Source organism: Nitrospira sp. M1 (assembly GCF_965152605.1).
In genome coordinates, this window is record NZ_OZ224217.1 from 3,824,913 (window position 1) to 3,840,429 (window position 15,517).

General features: G+C 46.5%; 16 protein-coding genes and 1 tRNA gene. 10 read left to right on the top strand and 7 right to left on the bottom strand.

Features of this window, described 5'->3' with window-relative positions; genetic code table 11:
* The first annotated feature begins 366 nt into the window (after positions 1-366).
* The 7 genes from ACWHX8_RS17215 to ACWHX8_RS17245 all read left to right on the top strand — a co-directional run bounded on the left by ACWHX8_RS17215 (position 367) and on the right by ACWHX8_RS17245 (position 5,219).
* Complete coding sequence (locus ACWHX8_RS17215; protein ID WP_447969365.1) at positions 367-573, top strand: hypothetical protein; 207 nt, start codon at positions 367-369, stop codon at positions 571-573.
* 192 nt (positions 574-765) lie between these two features.
* Complete coding sequence (locus tag ACWHX8_RS17220) at positions 766-1,596, top strand: hypothetical protein (protein WP_447969366.1); 831 nt, start codon at positions 766-768, stop codon at positions 1,594-1,596.
* Between the two features lie 132 nt (positions 1,597-1,728).
* Positions 1,729-1,944, top strand: a complete 216-nt coding sequence (locus ACWHX8_RS17225) for a helix-turn-helix domain-containing protein (RefSeq protein WP_447969367.1) — start codon at positions 1,729-1,731, stop codon at positions 1,942-1,944.
* Positions 1,945-2,004: 60 nt separating this feature from the next.
* The gene (locus ACWHX8_RS17230; RefSeq protein WP_447969368.1) at positions 2,005-2,223 is read left to right on the top strand and encodes a hypothetical protein; all 219 of its coding nucleotides are present in this window, start codon (positions 2,005-2,007) and stop codon (positions 2,221-2,223) included.
* Between the two features lie 186 nt (positions 2,224-2,409).
* The gene (locus ACWHX8_RS17235) at positions 2,410-2,835 is read left to right on the top strand and encodes a helix-turn-helix domain-containing protein (RefSeq protein WP_447969369.1); all 426 of its coding nucleotides are present in this window, start codon (positions 2,410-2,412) and stop codon (positions 2,833-2,835) included.
* The gene (locus ACWHX8_RS17240; RefSeq protein ID WP_447969370.1) at positions 2,832-4,526 is read left to right on the top strand and encodes a DnaB-like helicase C-terminal domain-containing protein; all 1,695 of its coding nucleotides are present in this window, start codon (positions 2,832-2,834) and stop codon (positions 4,524-4,526) included. Before ACWHX8_RS17235 ends, ACWHX8_RS17240 begins: the two co-directional genes overlap by 4 nt.
* Positions 4,527-4,700: 174 nt before the next feature.
* Positions 4,701-5,219, top strand: coding sequence for a hypothetical protein (locus ACWHX8_RS17245; RefSeq protein WP_447969371.1), 519 nt, complete (start codon positions 4,701-4,703; stop codon positions 5,217-5,219).
* A 366-nt stretch (positions 5,220-5,585) separates the two neighbouring features.
* Here ACWHX8_RS17245 and ACWHX8_RS17250 read toward each other — a convergent pair whose 3' ends face one another.
* Both ACWHX8_RS17250 and ACWHX8_RS17255 read right to left on the bottom strand, forming a co-directional pair.
* Entirely contained in the window at positions 5,586-5,903 is a 318-nt protein-coding gene (locus tag ACWHX8_RS17250; RefSeq protein WP_447969372.1) for a hypothetical protein, read from the bottom strand.
* A 52-nt stretch (positions 5,904-5,955) separates the two neighbouring features.
* A complete protein-coding gene (locus ACWHX8_RS17255; protein ID WP_447969373.1) occupies positions 5,956-6,126 on the bottom strand; it encodes a hypothetical protein in 171 nt (56 codons plus the stop codon).
* A gap of 260 nt (positions 6,127-6,386) precedes the next feature.
* Between ACWHX8_RS17255 and ACWHX8_RS17260 the strand changes: the two genes are divergently transcribed.
* Both ACWHX8_RS17260 and ACWHX8_RS17265 read left to right on the top strand, forming a co-directional pair.
* Positions 6,387-6,788, top strand: a complete 402-nt coding sequence (locus ACWHX8_RS17260; RefSeq protein ID WP_447969374.1) for a hypothetical protein — start codon at positions 6,387-6,389, stop codon at positions 6,786-6,788.
* Positions 6,789-6,790: 2 nt separating this feature from the next.
* Positions 6,791-8,053 carry a tyrosine-type recombinase/integrase gene (locus ACWHX8_RS17265; protein WP_447969375.1) on the top strand — a complete coding sequence of 421 codons (1,263 nt, stop codon included), beginning with the start codon at positions 6,791-6,793 and terminating at the stop codon, positions 8,051-8,053.
* Here the strand turns inward: ACWHX8_RS17265 and ACWHX8_RS17270 are convergent.
* A tRNA-His gene (locus tag ACWHX8_RS17270) sits at positions 8,046-8,120 on the bottom strand. The genes ACWHX8_RS17265 and ACWHX8_RS17270 overlap by 8 nt on opposite strands.
* A gap of 150 nt (positions 8,121-8,270) precedes the next feature.
* Between ACWHX8_RS17270 and rpsT the strand changes: the two genes are divergently transcribed.
* On the top strand, positions 8,271-8,552 hold the full coding sequence (gene rpsT / locus ACWHX8_RS17275; protein ID WP_447969376.1) for a 30S ribosomal protein S20: 282 nt from the start codon (positions 8,271-8,273) through the stop codon (positions 8,550-8,552).
* A gap of 2 nt (positions 8,553-8,554) precedes the next feature.
* Here the strand turns inward: rpsT and holA are convergent, their stop codons facing one another.
* From holA to ACWHX8_RS17295, 4 genes are all read right to left on the bottom strand, one after another.
* Positions 8,555-9,694, bottom strand: a complete 1,140-nt coding sequence (gene holA / locus ACWHX8_RS17280; RefSeq protein ID WP_447969377.1) for a DNA polymerase III subunit delta — start codon at positions 9,692-9,694, stop codon at positions 8,555-8,557.
* Entirely contained in the window at positions 9,691-10,437 is a 747-nt protein-coding gene (gene lptE, locus ACWHX8_RS17285) for an LPS assembly lipoprotein LptE (protein WP_447969378.1), read from the bottom strand. Before lptE ends, holA begins: the two co-directional genes overlap by 4 nt.
* 392 nt (positions 10,438-10,829) lie before the next feature.
* Complete coding sequence (gene leuS / locus ACWHX8_RS17290) at positions 10,830-13,472, bottom strand: leucine--tRNA ligase (protein WP_447969379.1); 2,643 nt, start codon at positions 13,470-13,472, stop codon at positions 10,830-10,832.
* Positions 13,473-13,741: 269 nt separating this feature from the next.
* A complete protein-coding gene (locus ACWHX8_RS17295; RefSeq protein WP_447969380.1) occupies positions 13,742-13,978 on the bottom strand; it encodes a hypothetical protein in 237 nt (78 codons plus the stop codon).
* Positions 13,979-15,517: the final 1,539 nt, after the last annotated feature.

Sequence of the window (15,517 nt, forward strand, 5' to 3'; positions counted from 1 at the left end):
TTAATAGGTCGAGCCATTCAGTCAACAGTAACTGCCTCAATCAACGCGAGAAATTTAAAGAGAAGCATCCCTAAACAAAATCGCCGAGTGCAACATTGAACTGTTCGAATGTTTCTCAGCATAACGAGAATCAGAGATGAATTCGCCAACAGTTAAGACTTCTGATCGCTCATGTTTAGAGAATGTCATGAATTCATTCACCCTTCATTCGCCAACAAACACAACACACATTGTTTCATTTAAACAAAGAAAGGGCACAAGGAAGTAATTGAACGATGGCCAATAGATTCATGCTCCAGCATCATCTTGCACGTACTCAAAAGAGAGTCGGAAGTAGCAGGAACTTCTCGATAGGTATGATGGACTATGGAAAAAGTGGAAGAATGGAACGATGAGTTTCTACAAACGGTAGAAGATACGTTCAGGGAACAACTAATAAACCAGGCAAAATGGCTGGACAACCTCACAACCATGATTGATGAATCTAATCGGGAGGTTATAAAAAATATTGGGGTGAGTGACGGGCTTCGAAAGCGTCAGCACGTGTTCACCCATGCAAAAGCAATCAACTAAGGTCAAGAGATTCAATGAATTAAGATTATAGACGGTTGACTGGTTTTGCGCTAGATTGACCCCTAAGTCGGCACTTTGGCCGGCACTTTTTAAAAGCATGCCCCCGAAGTGGAAGCTGATCTCTTCCATGATGTCAACGGACCTGCCCGTTAACGGGGGCTAACGACATGCAGGCCCTAGCAGAGAGGGATTATGACAAAGAAGCGCGAGCCTAAAACTACCGACAAAAGTGAGTTATCACGGACGAAACACTCAAGAAACATTAAAAAAAATGGGAAGGATGAGAGGGACTATCCCATATCTAGTGAAGCAATAAAATATTGCGAAAGAATCTTAAATGAGTGTCCGACAGATGATTCCGAAGAATCAAGGAAGCGTAGATTTAATATACAGATACTCGCCCTCAGTGCTGTATGCAAAAAAAATTATATCCACGCATTCGCATGTATTCATCTGGCTTCATTGGCTGACGTTTCTCCCCCTCATTGGGCTACTGAACTATTCGATAAAGCAATCCATGATGTTGTGCATGGACGCATAAAATCATTAGATGTTGCTTTTGGTTTTGCCTCTGAATCAGAAGGGAAAGGAAGAAGAACTGAGCCCTTTCGTCAGGCATTCATTGACTATAGAGACTTTTTTTATTGTTCTACAGTCTGGAAATTATTGGAATCAGGAGAGTCTTTCTCTTCAGCATGTTACAAAGTGGCTCAAATCCTCGCTACAGAAAACCCAGATGATCTCAACGAGACCAGATATGACATAGGATTTATCAAATCAAACTCGACGAAAAGAGTGGAAGAAAATCAAGTCAATGATGAATATAACCGGTGTGATTGGATTGAAGAAAGGCTTAGAGTTGTATATCGGCAATGGACTAAAAAATACAATAAACTTGAACGCAACATCCTTATGCTCTTATTCGATGATGCGTTAGATACGGAAACACTACTTAACTCGCTGAAGGCATTTGAAATAATCAATTCCAGCCCGGAAGGGTATTTTGACGAAGAGCTTATGTAAAACTTTTCCTCGCATTATTTTTCCATACCTAATTCGTTTACAAGGAAAACTGAAAAACCTTTTTCAGTTTCTATGCAATTCCTCTAAACACATTTATTCTCCCCCATGATCACACAAAATCATGGAGGTACTATGGAAAACCCACCTATTCTCCTTACGGAGGAACAAGTTTCTAAACGTTATGGCATAGCAGTAAAGACCCTCGCCAATTGGCGGTGCAAGGGTGATGGCCCCGCATTTGTGAAGGTCGGTCACCACGTTCGATATTCTCCAGAAAACCTACAATCGTTTCTTTCGTCGCACACCTTTCGCTCTACCAAAGAATACAAAGAGACAAGGAAAAATTAGGTCAAGGCCAATAGCTGTCACGCGTTTATTTAACGAGACATTTATAGCGAGGAACACAGTATGAGCAAACTCGAAAAGGCCGAAATCGTAGGCCCCTTAAATTGGTTAAATCCATGGACTGTTCGGAGGCTAGGGGCACGAGGAGACATTACAGTTTATCGATGTGGTTCAGCTGTTCGATACGACCCTGACGAAGTGCGGGCTTTTATGGCACAGCAGGGACAAGCCCAACCGACCAGGCCCAAGCCGAGACCGAAGGGGATAACTCATGCAGGTTGAGGAGCTATTAGCCACAAATAGCAACTCAGGACCAATCGATTTCGAAACCCTGAAAGCAGTCCAGATAGAAATTATAAAAACAATCAAAGGAAACGTTGAAGCTCGCCTTGACGTAAACAATTGGCAATGGAATTCAATGGATAGTCGGCTTCTTGATTGGTGCGTGGACTTTTTGGAGGCCGAGTCATGGCCTGGCAACTAGTGGATGAAGTTATGAAACGCGAGGATCTAGGAATGGCGAATAAAATCACTCTTTTGCTCATTGCAGATGCCGTTAACAAGAAAGATGCGTACACCTGGCGCTCGCTAGACTTCTTGGCAAAACGAGCAGGAGCCTCAAAGCGAACAATTATTCGTTCAGTACAGGAATTAGAACGACGAGGATTACTAAAGATCCAAAAAGGAAAAGGCCGCCATCACGCTAACAGATACCAAGTTTTGCTCACTACAAATAGTGTCACACAGTCACCATTTAACGCCAGAAAAGGTGACAGAGAGTCCAGGAAAGGTGACACAGTGTCACACTCTCCCTCTTATTACCTAAAAGAAAGAAAGAAGAGTCATTTCTTTTCTCCTGGCAGAACAAGAAAACCAGTTAAGGTTGCCCTATGAACAAAACATTTGCTGACTTTCAAATCGATACCCGTGGACGAACGAAGCATGTCAAAACAACTTGCCCGCAGTGTTCGGCCAACCGCAAACACCCCAAAGACCTTTGCCTATCCGTCAATATCGAGGAAGGGGTATGGAATTGTCATCATTGCGGATGGAAAGGGTGGCTCAAAGAATCTGGTGATTGGGGATTAAATCGAGGACTGAAAACCTATACACGTCCCACCTACGAACCCATAGGACAAGACCAAGAACCCTTATTTGCTTGGTTCAGCAAGCGGGGCATTTCACAGGAAATTGTGATTCGGCATCAGATCAGTTTAGCCCCAAAATATTTTTCGAATATTGGGCATGCGGTGGAGGCCATTCACTTCCCCTATTTCAGGAATGGTGAACTGATCAATGTGAAATATCGCGGGCTTGAGTCAAAAGCCTTCATGCAGGAATCTGGAGCAGAAAAGATCTTCTATGGCTTGGATGACTTGAATGGCCTGGATTGGGCGGTTCTCGTTGAAGGGGAGATAGACAAACTCGCATGTGAGCAGGCCGGAGTGATGAACGTTCTCTCAGTCCCAGATGGCGCACCCCCCGTTAATTCAAAACCTACTGACACAAAATTTGAATACCTTGGAAACTGCGAAACGGAATTGTCGAGTCTCAAAAAAATCGTTTTGGCTGTGGATGGTGACGGACCAGGGCAAATGCTGGAAAGCGAATTAGCCAGACGATTAGGCCCTGAACGCTGTTACCGAGTGCAATGGCCGACAGGATGCAAAGATGCGAATGACTGCCTCTTGGAACGAGGAGCCAATGAATTAAGAGCAATCGTTGATACGGCAACCCCTTGGCCAATTGATGGCGTCATCGAACCGAAAGACCTCATCGACGAAATATTTCAACTGCATGACGAAGGGTGGAAAGGGGGAAAGTCTACCGGATGGATTGAGGTTGATCCGTTCTACACCGTGACCCCTGGGGAACTCACGATCATGACTGGTATCCCTGGTCATGGGAAGTCTGAAGTGGCAGACGCACTTACCGTAAATTTAGCCGATCAGCACGGGTGGAGTATTGGGGTGTGCAGCCCCGAGAACTGGCCGCTTGAAGGGCATCTCGCGAAGTTGCTCGAGAAGTGGAGCGGCAAACCATTTGGTCAAGGTCCCACCCCCCGCATGGATCATCATGATTTAGTAAATGGCATTCAATGGCTACAAGAACACTTCGTGTTTTTTAGTCCACCAGAAACAGAAATGACCATAGAGAAAATTCTAGAACTGGCTCGGCAGGCAGTCACACGGTACGGCATCCATGGACTAGTCATTGATCCCTGGAATGAACTTGATCACTCTCGACCTATGAACTTGTCAGAAACGGAATATATCTCCCGATGTTTGACGAAAGTCCGACGATTTGCCCGAACCCATGGCGTGCATGTGTGGCTTGTTGCTCATCCAATGAAACTTCGAAAAAAAGAGGATGGATCGTATCCTGTCCCAACTCCTTATGATATTAGCGGTTCTGCTCACTGGCGAAACAAAGCTGACAACTGTTTGACCATCTATCGAGATGTGGAGACAGCTGACAAACGGGTGGAATTACATGTGCAAAAGATCAGATTCCGGCAAGTCGGGAAAGTCGGCGCAGTCGAATTGCAATGGAATCCAATCAATGGGCGGTATTCGTGTTTTTAGATATGGGGAAGGACCGTCAAGACCAGTGATGTCAAATATTTACAGCATGTTGAACTTCCCAGACTTCGAAGATTTCATAATAAGCGGGTCCCGTCCAGGCTTATCACATGCGGCACAGCGAGCAGCGCAATATTTATCTAGGTTTCAATGCGTAATATCTGTTGACACAAAAACATGAAAAAAACGACGAGATATGGGTCTTTGGCAGAAGTTGGTCGTCAACTTGGTGTGTCGAGGCAGCGAGTGAGTATGAAGCTACGTCATGCCCCGATTCAACGACGGGAAGACGGGACTATCGACATGGAACAGGCCAAAGCGTTCATCATCAGTACAACTGATAGTCGAAAAAACTCAAGACCGAATGGCATTAAGCAGGCTCAGCAGACCATCGGGAATGATGCTCAGAGCAGTCTTCCAGCGTTATGTGAATCTCAAGCTCGAAAGGAGGCAGCCTTGGCCCGACTGAAAGAACTCGAATTGGGCGAAAAATCAGCAAAACTACTTAATATAGACAAGGGCATGCGAATGGTGGTCAAACTTGCAAATTCCTTCATGCAGCAATTGCAGTCCATTGAAGAGCGTTTGCCAGTAAAGATAGCCGCGGAAACCGATGCACGAGTCATTAGACGACTCCTCAAAGCGGAACATGCCAAAGCAGTGGCGCTTTTAAGAAATGGGAGGTTCTATTCATGATGACACCAAAAACACCACGACCTTCAAACTATGCCCCTACTGTGCACCCCCGCCCATATTTTTCCGAGGCCCTAGACGGCTTGACGTGAGTTAGGGTGATGCTACTCATAGAAGCCCTTGAAGAGAAGCCGTTTGCTAATGATCACTAAAGCAAAATATGAATGGCACGAACAGAAAGCGGGAGAAAGATTAAAAAAAAGCCGCGCAACACTCTTATGTAACGCGGCTTTCCACAAATCACCCTACATAGCTCTCTTCACTCACACGATGTTTTGTCTTTCACTTAAACAGAGCTTACGTAGATCCCAATTGTATGTGACAAGAGGCCTTCAAACTATTTTAGTAAATCTTTAATTTTGGGGAGAACTACTTTGCCAACGGCGGGTGACCTTTTTTCCTTGGTGGCGTAAGAGCATCAGGAGGGGCTTCAAACGGGTTAAGCGCGTGCGTTTCAATCGTGAAGCCTTTCGCATTCATACAGGCCACAAGGTCGTCATAGTAATCCCCGCCCATCATGTAGCTAAAAGATATCTTCCCCATTTTCTTGGCTTCAGTCACCCCAAGAGCATCATCGCATTGCGCTTTAGCTTGCTCCCCTAAAGCAGCATTGGAATCTTCTGGGTTGCTTACATTCACCCAGTGATACGGCTGACAGCCTAATAATAAAAGGGTAGAAATCAGCATAAATAACTTCACCATATTAATGACATCCCATGCACACAAACTATGAACTTTTTCATATGGTCTTCTTTTTATACTTCTTGAGCAAATCACGCATGGCTTCTTCCAAGAGATCATTGGCATTCTTTTCAAGGTCAATAGCTAAATGTTGAACCTCTTGGTAGAGCACCTTCTCTACACGAACACCATACACTTTACGCTCAACAGTGGATTTTGGTCGGGGCATAGTTCGTGAGATTACCCAAAACCTTTTTCAATAGTCAAAACTACCTTGATATATTTATATATAATTAATTATATATATAACCAATATAGCTAAGGAGGTTACCATTGTGAAAATGTACTAATTACTCGTCCATCTACCGGCATCTCTCAAATGCAAACTTGATAGCTTACGGGCTCAAGGCTATACCGCTAGTGGGTATAGCCGGGCCTTACTAGAGAGAGATCTTGGACATTCTAGAACAAAGAAAGGAGAACACATCAATGGCTAATCAAACAAAAAATGAACCATGCGACAATATTGTAATGCTAGAGGTTCAACCAAATGACAGTTGGTTTTATGAGGCGATCGATGATGAAGGCCGACCCATTGTATTCCTACACATCCGCGTGCCAGGCCTCCTCCCGCGACGTGCCGGGCCGTTTCATGACAAACAGTGTGCACTCCTGGCTCTCGATTCGTTATTAAGCGATCTCTGCGAAATTCTCGATTGTCAGTGGGAAGAGTACGTTCAAGAGTACGTGATTAAGCGGCAATATCATCACCGTTTCCAACATATTCAAGTCGAGGATGAGTTAGGACAGGCTTATATCTCTCAGACGCAAACACAGGGAACCAAAACACCTCGGTCACCCCGAATGAAATCCAAGCGGAAGGTGGCCTAACGATGGCTGGACATACACGAGTACTTACACGAAGAGAAGAGGCGATTTTCACCTATCGACTTGTAGACGGCACCGAACGGTTTGCCGTTCGAATGGAACATCAAGGGAAAGACTGGCGAAAGTTTGGTTTTCCAACATTAACGAAAGCCCGACAATGGCGAGATAGTCGCAAGGGCCGATCCTTGGAAGGACGATTATTTCCCGAGCAAGAACAAGCTCAACAGATGAAGGCTCAGAATAGCATCCCTCTCTTTGGAGAGTATGCGCAAACGTGGTTAATCACATGTCGGACACGTGCCCTGAAATATACAACCTTGCTTCGCTACAAGGGGCACGTCAACAAGCAACTCGTTCCCACCCTGGGCCATTTGCGATTGGATGAAATTAAACGGGGGCACGTTCGTCAATTAGCCTCCAGCATGACGGAAGATGGAGCTTCTCCTAAAACCATCCATAACGTGATTCGAGCGTTATCGGCCATTTTCACTCAAGCCAATGAAGATGAAATTGTGGGGCATCATCCCGCCAGAAATCCTTCCAAGTTGATCAGGCTTCGAAAAAACAAGAAGGTTGAGGTCTTCACGATGGAGGAGGAGCAAGAGATCCTCAAAACAGCCCAAAAGAACTATGCCCACTATTTCCCTTTTATCTTATTTCTCTTCCGTACCGGCGTGAGAGAAGGCGAAGCCGTGGCCTTGATGCCCGAGGATGTGAACTTTCTGAATCACACAGCCTCAATCGAACGGAACTTTACAGCGGGGCATCTGGAAGACTCTCCGAAAAACGGACGAGGACGAACTATCGACGTATCGAGGGATTTAACCCATATTCTCAAAAACTTGCTAGTCATTTATCAAGCCGAAGAAGCGCTTCACCGAACACCACGGGCTCACTGGCTCTTTACAAGCACTCAAGGAGATATTATCCGGTCCAATAACTTCAGAGACCGCGTTTGGAGACCACTCCTCAAGGATGCAGGCGTGCGTTATCGGAACGTCCACACAACCCGCCATACATTTGCGACCCGTATGATTATGGCAGGCGCGAATCTTGTCTACGTCCAACGACAGTTAGGGCATTCGTCGATCAAGATTACCGTTGATCTCTATACACATTGGATTGAAGAGATTGATCGAGGACAGCGAGCACGGGAGGTAGACCGTCTAGCAACGTATCCAGAAAAAGACGAAGCCGGCACTTTAGCCGGCACTTCGCTTCACGCAGGATTAGAAGTTGTTGAAGAAAAAAGGGAAATATTGGGGTGAGTGACGGGCTTCGAACCCGCAGCCTCCGGAACCACAATCCAGCGCTCTACCCTTGAGCTACACCCACCACGCACCGTTGAGATAATCAATTCTGGAGAGGATTCGTATCTTATCAAAAGGCCTTGAAGCCCGCAAGAAGTATTCCCATCTGTTGACCCTTCTCAAACGCCTGTGGTAAGAATGACCGTTAAATGTTTACACTTACCTTGGGGGCTCTATGGCATTAAGGCATCAATCAGCAATTAAACGAGCACGACAATCTATTAAACGAAGTCAACGGAACCGCTCAATTATTAGCAGCATGAAAACTGCTATAAAAAAGGTTCGAGGGGCAGTTGAAGAAAAAGATTTGGAACTCTGCCAATCAACACTTCGGAAGGCGACTTCTGAACTGCACAAGGCGGTTACCAAGGGAGCCCTTCATCGCAATACCGCTTCTCGCCTGGTTTCTCGCCTGGCCAACCGCGTGAATAGTCTCTCACCCTATCAGTCCTCGTAATACTACAGCCTTCTCGATTGAGCACTTGAGCGATTTTGCAGGGTGCTCGATAGCTGTCTGTTCCGAGAGACTTGCAGAGCCTGTGCCTTTCCTGCCTGTTTCTCCATCTTGCTCAATGAAATCACGAGCGCATCAAGGACTCGTTTTGGCGAAGCTGACGCGCTGCCCTTCAGCGCTGAGTCTGCCTGACAAAAGAGATCCCATGCGAGACCGAGCTGTGGTTCAGTCCATTGTTGAACTTGCCGAATAAAGTCGGCCGTCCGAAATGGTGGAATTCCGACCTGCCGCGCAATCTGCGACTGAGCAACGCCTTGTCGCAGAAGATCCTTAGCCTTCCATATACGCCGCACCTGCCAGATCAATGCACCTAAAATCCGTAACGGAGCTTCACCGATTTCAAGGTTTTTGGCGACAATCTGTAAGGCCTTTCCCCGATCTCCTGCTCCCATCGCATCTGCTAGCTCAAAGACCGAGGCCCCAGGTTCCATTCCTCGAATAGCCTCAACATCCTGAATCGACCCTAAGGCGCCAGCAGGTAGGTAGGCTGAGAGCTTCTCTATTTCAGTATGAGTCACATATAATCCCTCAGCAGCTAACTCTTTCAGCATATGTAACGCATTGTCCTCCAACGTGACCCCCGCTTGAGACGCCTGCTGCTTGACCCAACCGAGACGTTGATTTTCATAGAGTGGCGCACAGTCTACAAAGACAGCTTGCCTTTTTAATTGTTGTACCCACTTTAACCGTCCATCTAACTTCCCAGCCACCATAACAAGCGTCGTGGTGTCTGTCGGATTCTTAAAGTACGGAATCAACGCTTCCCCTTCGCGTGTCGGTAATTTATCTGCCCAAGTCATAATGAGCAGACGCCTCGTCACAAAAAAAGACATTTCCTGAGCAATGGTCAAGACCTCAAGAGCGTCAGTTTCATCGCCATGAAGAACATCATAGTTGAAAAACTGACCAGCATCGTCGGCAGCAGCTCCTCCTGGAGCCTCGCCTGCCCCATGCAACAACGATGTTGCAGCAGTTCGTATAGTCATGACCGCCTTATCCCGTAAGTAGGCCTCCTCCCCTACGACGACATATAAGCGAGCTAATCCGTCCCGTCGAAGAGCCGCCTGTAATTCATGAGGTTTCATGGTTGAATGCCTTCAGCCTCTCCCGATATATCATCAATACGTTGTGGGGCGTTCTGAGATGGAGATGAAGACGGTTCCACCTCCCTTAACATCTGACCATCATCCAGTAACGGTGTTTCGGTAGATGCAGGTAGCGGCTTCGTCGGTTCAGGTGTGAACACGCCCTGCTCTCGCGCAAACAAAAAACGATCAGCAAGATCTTCGACAACAAATTGCCCAGCTTGCTCTAACGCACGATCTTGAAGCACTCGGTTAAACTGAATTCCTCCGCCCCCGCCTGAGCTAGAGGAACTGCCAACGAAAAATTCAGCCGAACTTGATGAAGTTTGTTGCCATAGAATTTTCCCAGATCGCCGTTCGGCAATCTGAACTCTCACATTCACAGTGACCCGACTTTCCTGGGTTTGATTTTGGGAAAACGTCAGCGACGGCAAGGTTACCGACTCTATGGCGCCTTTCATCACATAGTCGGCATCACGGATATTATCAACCAAACTCGCCCCGCCGGTCACGACAAATTCATCTTTCAGATACTCGGTATACTTATACTCTAAATTTGATTCAAACGATCGATTCGCGAGTGGCTGAATAACCATCACAACTGGAGGGCCTTCATACTCTGGCACAGAAGCCGTCCCCAACGTCGGCCCTCGACCTTCGACGCTAAATCGATAACCACAGCCTGTCGTACAGAGAGATATGGTAAAGAGAATCAGGATTCCATAGTGTAAGGGTTTTTTCATTATCATAATTAGGTGGGCTAGGAAACGGTTGTTCCGTGGTCCATTTGCAATGCCTATCTCTCGTTCGTGCAAACGTTCACACCCTTTTGAATATGTGTATTATAGGTTTCCTAGGAAACGGTTGCGGTATCGTCCATTCGTTAATGACAAAGCTTTTTGGTTCAGGATAGCAAATATTTATTGAACGTGTGGATTACAGGTTGCCTAGGAAACGGTTGTTCTGTATGCCAATTGCCATTGAGATAGCTCCTTTGTTTATGGTTGTAATAGCCAAAAATATCTGGCTTATAGGTTTCCTAGGAAACGGTCGTTCTGTATGCCAATTGCTATTAGGATAGCCCCTTTCTTTATGGTTGTAATAGTCAAAAATATCTGCATTACAGGTTTCCTAGTTAGATAACAAAGTTTACTAATTTTTTTTCAACATAAATAACTTTTCGTGGCGCGTTGCCCTGTAAAGACTCTTGAAGTTTTGTGTCTTGCTGCGCTTGTTCCAGGATTTGCTCTTTCGTCCAGTCGGCTGGCACCTGAATCTTACTACGCAATTTCCCATTCACCTGAAGCGGAATGGTCATCTCCTCCGACACAAGTAAGGCTGGATCATAGTCTGGCCAAGATTGCCATGCCACACTTGGCGAGTGGCCAAGCATTTCCCATAATTCTTCGGCCATATGCGGAGCAAAGGGAGCGAGAAGACGCACAAACGACTCGGCGGAGACTCTTGGCAAAGGATCGGTCTTGGAAATATCTCTGGCGAAGACCATGAGCTTGGAGATGGCTGTATTCAGACCCATGGTTTCAATATCGTGCGTCACCCCTTGAATCGTTCTTGCGGTCAATCGAGCCTGTTCTGACGTTCCTGTACCATCAACCATAGAAGCCAGCGAATTCGCTTCATTCCCATCACCCTTTATGAGGCGATAAGCACGTTGGAGAAATCGGTACATGCCAGGGATGGATTCAGATGACCATGGCGCGCCTTTATCAAGCGGTCCCATGAACATTTCATACAGCCGAAGGGCATCGGTGCCATACTCCTGAATCACATCATCAGGATTGACCACATTGCCACGACTTTTCGACATTTTTTCTGTCACTTCCTCTAACACGAGCCCCTCTATCGTCGGATGAATAGGATGGCCCTGTTCGTTCCATCGAACATCATTGGCCGTGACCCATCGGGCCTTCATTTCTTCTCGACTTTCTTTGTGAACAGCAGTTTCCCCTTCAAACACAATGTCTGACGAAGGACAGATACGTGGCGTCACGAATGAATCATCGGAAAGATTGTTGTCATAGTACCGATAGCTATACCCCAAGATCATCCCGGGATTGAGCAACTTCTGAAAGGGTTCGTTTGTATGAACCATTCCCAAATCAAACAGCACTTTGTGCCAGAACCGAGCATACAGCAGGTGCAGCACCGCATGCTCCGCCCCGCCGACATATAAGTCCACCGGCATCCAATACCGTTCCGCCTCTGTTGATAATGGCGCCTCTTGATTCGAGGGATCGCAAAAACGAAGATAATACCAACAACTACCTGCCCATTGCGGCATGGTGTTGGCATCGCGAATTGCCCGTTGGTTGGTTTCAGGATCAATGACTTCTTTCCACTCCTGAGCACGCGCCAGTGGTGGCTCAAATTCTCCGCTTGGACGAAAGTCATCTAATTCGGGGAGCAACACCGGCAAGTCAGACTCTGGAACAACTTTTGTGGTTCCATCTTTGAGATGTATCACCGGGAACGGCTCCCCCCAGTACCGCTGCCGGCTGAACAGCCAGTCACGTAATTTATAATTAACCGTTTTCTCCCCTTTCTTATTAGCTTCCAACCAGTCAATCATCTGTGCTTTCGCTTGAGGAGTGGCTAAACCATTCAGGAAGTCAGAATTCATACTGGCGCCTTCTCCCGTAAAGGCTGCAGTATCCGTGTTTCCGCCAGAGACGACTTCGATTATCGGAAGTGAAAACGTCTTGGCAAATTCGTAATCCCGCGTATCATGCGCGGGAACCGCCATAATGGCTCCAGTTCCATATGTGGCCAACACATAATCAGCAATCCAAATCGGAAGCTTGGTTCCTAATACTGGATGCAGCACATAGCCTCCGGTAAAGACTCCTGTTTTCTTTCCAAATTCTGCCATACGTGCGCGATCACTCCGCTTGGCAACTTCCTCCACATATGCCTCGACAGCCGCGCGTTGCTCAGGCGTGGTCATCTCCTTGACCAACGGATGCTCTGGAGCCAATACGAGATAGGTCGAACCGAAAAGCGTATCAGGACGAGTGGTAAACACTTCAATTCGATCACTGTCACGCCCACACACTTCAAAAAATATTTGTGCGCCTTCAGAACGCCCCACCCACTCTCGCTGCATTTTCTTGATAGGCTCCGGCCAATCAAGCGCATCAAGATCTTCAATCAACCGGTCGGCATAAACAGTGATCCGCAACATCCACTGACGCAAAGGGACACGAACGACAGGATGTCCCCCACGCTCGCTTTTTCCATCTTGGACTTCTTCATTGGCGAGGACCGTGCCTAATGCCGGGCACCAATTGACAGGCACTTCAGCCAAATAGGCTAAACCTTTTTCATACAGCTTGCGGAAGATCCACTGAGTCCACCGGACGTACGTGGGATCAGTCGTATCGATTTCTCGCGACCAATCGTAGTCCATGCCTAATGATTGAAATTGCCGTTTAAAATTCTGAATATTCTTTTGAGTCGTTTCGCGCGGATGTGTTCCGGTCTCGATGGCGTACTGCTCTGCCGGAAGTCCGAACGCATCCCACCCCATTGGATGAAGGACGTTGAATCCACACATTCGTTTATATCGAGAAATAACGTCAGTCGCGATATACCCCTTCGGATGCCCAACATGGAGACCTGCCCCAGAGGGATAGGGAAACATATCGAGCACGTAAAATTTAGGTTTCTGCCGGTCAATGCTGGTAGCAAAAGTCTGATGTTCTACCCAATATTGTTGCCATTTCGCTTCCATCGAGTGCGGATCGTAAGGGATTGTCATAAAAAATCTATCCTAACAATAGGAGTCTGTACTACACAGGAAGGGAACAATGAAAAAACCCAACCACGAATTATCCAATGGTCGAAATATAGACTGCTATCAGATAACTTCACACAGCAACATGTCGAATGTTTCCAGCACGGCTATGTTCTTGGAAACGACAGAAATCTAGCACACCTCGTTGAAGGCGACAAGCAGGAGAGAAGAAGCGTCTTCACTGTAGCGGTGATAACGAATTTTACACGTTTTCAGAGAAAAAGGAGTAGGAGCTAAGGCTTTTTAGAGAGAACTGCAACTGGAGCCTGAGTCTTATTGGCAGGATTTTTAGAGATCGCCTCGACAAATTCACATTGAGCTTGTTGGGCTTCCCGATGCTGTAATATAAGAGGGTCAACAACTTCTCCACACGAAAGGCATCGCCAGCCAGACATCCACACATCTCCACTATCTTCCATGTCAAGAAAGTAATCCGTCACCATTGTACCTTGGCATCGTGGACAGTTCATGAGCTTCTCCAGATTGAATACCTATTGACGATCAGACATTTGAAAGAAACGATAACCGTTGCTACTCTTGGTTTGCTGACCATCACACTCTCTAGAACCTTCTCGGCTGTACTCTTGAACCAATTAAGGCCAGAGAACAACATGCTCCAAAGCATATCGACGAACAGCCTCGGAACAGCAAGATGCCGTGGCCTCTCCTTCGGTCATTCTGGGAGAGAGCTTAAGAGGAAAAAGAACGGGAAGACGCTCAGGATGCGGCTAATGTGACAGCTTCCAGAAACTTCTTACGAATTCGAAGACGTTCATGAACATACCGTACTCGAGACATTCACAACACAGAGAAACCTCATACTCTTCACTCCGCAAGGAGCGAAACCCCAATGTATGAGATCGAGAGCGTTGAACAATCACTTGCGGTTGAAAGGCTTGGGCAGATTGTGTTGGCTTGAGGTTATAGCGAATCTCAATTCGGTCCAGTTATAGCCGTTCCAATTTACTTCCGTCTGCACGACGTGTGTTGTTGCGCTGTGTACATGATGTACATTCGGTTGGAAGTTATTTGGTTTCGCTATAATGCCTAAAGACTTTCAACGCGGTGTCAAAACCTTCAAGGGTTCGGAAGTTCAGTGAATCGGCTATAGCCCCACGCGATTCAACGTGAACATGCGGGAGGTTATGCCCGCCTGGATGACCTACAGACGATTGACGCTTCACGAACGAAGGGGCAATCAGTATTCAGTTGTTTGACATGTAACGGATTCGGCATAACTGAAACGGCTATAATGCTTAGGCTTTCTCAGCAATATTGTGAGTCTATTATTAAACTAAAATCATGCAATCCCCCAATTGCCTGGAAACACAGACAATAAAGTGAATAGGTCTAATCTGACCAATAATCTCATCATTGATATTCGTCACCAAAATCAGTAGTCCCTTCAAAACCTTAGAAAAAATGGCCTAGGGTCTTGATGTTTCCCGACTCAATGGTAAGATACCTCTACCAATGTCCATCCTGTTTTACACAACATAACGCACATTCTTCATAATGCGATTATATCCGGCTTCACGACTCTGCCTCTCACTGTGCATGCCATTTTTCTTCTGGTCTTGTGCAAGCCTCACCGCTGTATATTGGACCAAGGCAGGGTCTGGCCCTACAGAGCTTGAGCATGACAAAGCAGAGTGTCAAACGCTTCAACGATCAGTAGGAGCTGATGAGTCGAGGATACACAAATGCCTTGAGGCTAAAGGCTGGACTCAAGTCCATAACTATAGCGAATCCAAATAAGTTCCAAAGAGGAAAATACAACAAACTCAGCGCAGTACAACGTTTCAAGCAGCGGAAGTCATTTGAAACGGCTATAGAGCCATGAGCATGGCGCATCGCATTCAGAGGCATTGGGAGTTGCTCAATCAGATACCCGTGACTATAGGGTCACGCTACATGGCCACGTTGCAGGCGAGTCGGAAGCAGAGGCAATACATCTTTTCTGTCGTTCAGAAAACCACCCTTCGTTCTTCACATTGATAGACACATTT

Bases quoted from the DNA above. Each gene is read 5' to 3' on its own strand.
- ACWHX8_RS17260 (WP_447969374.1), top strand. From the start codon at position 6,387: ATGGCTAATCAAACAAAAAATGAACCATGCGACAATATTGTAATGCTA.
- ACWHX8_RS17225 (WP_447969367.1), top strand. From the start codon at position 1,729: ATGGAAAACCCACCTATTCTCCTTACGGAGGAACAAGTTTCTAAACGT.
- rpsT (WP_447969376.1), top strand. From the start codon at position 8,271: ATGGCATTAAGGCATCAATCAGCAATTAAACGAGCACGACAATCTATT.
- ACWHX8_RS17255 (WP_447969373.1), bottom strand. From the start codon at position 6,126: ATGCCCCGACCAAAATCCACTGTTGAGCGTAAAGTGTATGGTGTTCGT.
- ACWHX8_RS17220 (WP_447969366.1), top strand. From the start codon at position 766: ATGACAAAGAAGCGCGAGCCTAAAACTACCGACAAAAGTGAGTTATCA.
- ACWHX8_RS17250 (WP_447969372.1), bottom strand. From the start codon at position 5,903: ATGCTGATTTCTACCCTTTTATTATTAGGCTGTCAGCCGTATCACTGG.
- ACWHX8_RS17230 (WP_447969368.1), top strand. From the start codon at position 2,005: ATGAGCAAACTCGAAAAGGCCGAAATCGTAGGCCCCTTAAATTGGTTA.
- holA (WP_447969377.1), bottom strand. From the start codon at position 9,694: ATGAAACCTCATGAATTACAGGCGGCTCTTCGACGGGACGGATTAGCT.
- lptE (WP_447969378.1), bottom strand. From the start codon at position 10,437: ATGAAAAAACCCTTACACTATGGAATCCTGATTCTCTTTACCATATCT.
- ACWHX8_RS17295 (WP_447969380.1), bottom strand. From the start codon at position 13,978: ATGAACTGTCCACGATGCCAAGGTACAATGGTGACGGATTACTTTCTT.
- ACWHX8_RS17240 (WP_447969370.1), top strand. From the start codon at position 2,832: ATGAACAAAACATTTGCTGACTTTCAAATCGATACCCGTGGACGAACG.
- ACWHX8_RS17235 (WP_447969369.1), top strand. From the start codon at position 2,410: ATGGCCTGGCAACTAGTGGATGAAGTTATGAAACGCGAGGATCTAGGA.
- ACWHX8_RS17245 (WP_447969371.1), top strand. From the start codon at position 4,701: ATGAAAAAAACGACGAGATATGGGTCTTTGGCAGAAGTTGGTCGTCAA.
- ACWHX8_RS17215 (WP_447969365.1), top strand. From the start codon at position 367: ATGGAAAAAGTGGAAGAATGGAACGATGAGTTTCTACAAACGGTAGAA.
- leuS (WP_447969379.1), bottom strand. From the start codon at position 13,472: ATGACAATCCCTTACGATCCGCACTCGATGGAAGCGAAATGGCAACAA.
- ACWHX8_RS17265 (WP_447969375.1), top strand. From the start codon at position 6,791: ATGGCTGGACATACACGAGTACTTACACGAAGAGAAGAGGCGATTTTC.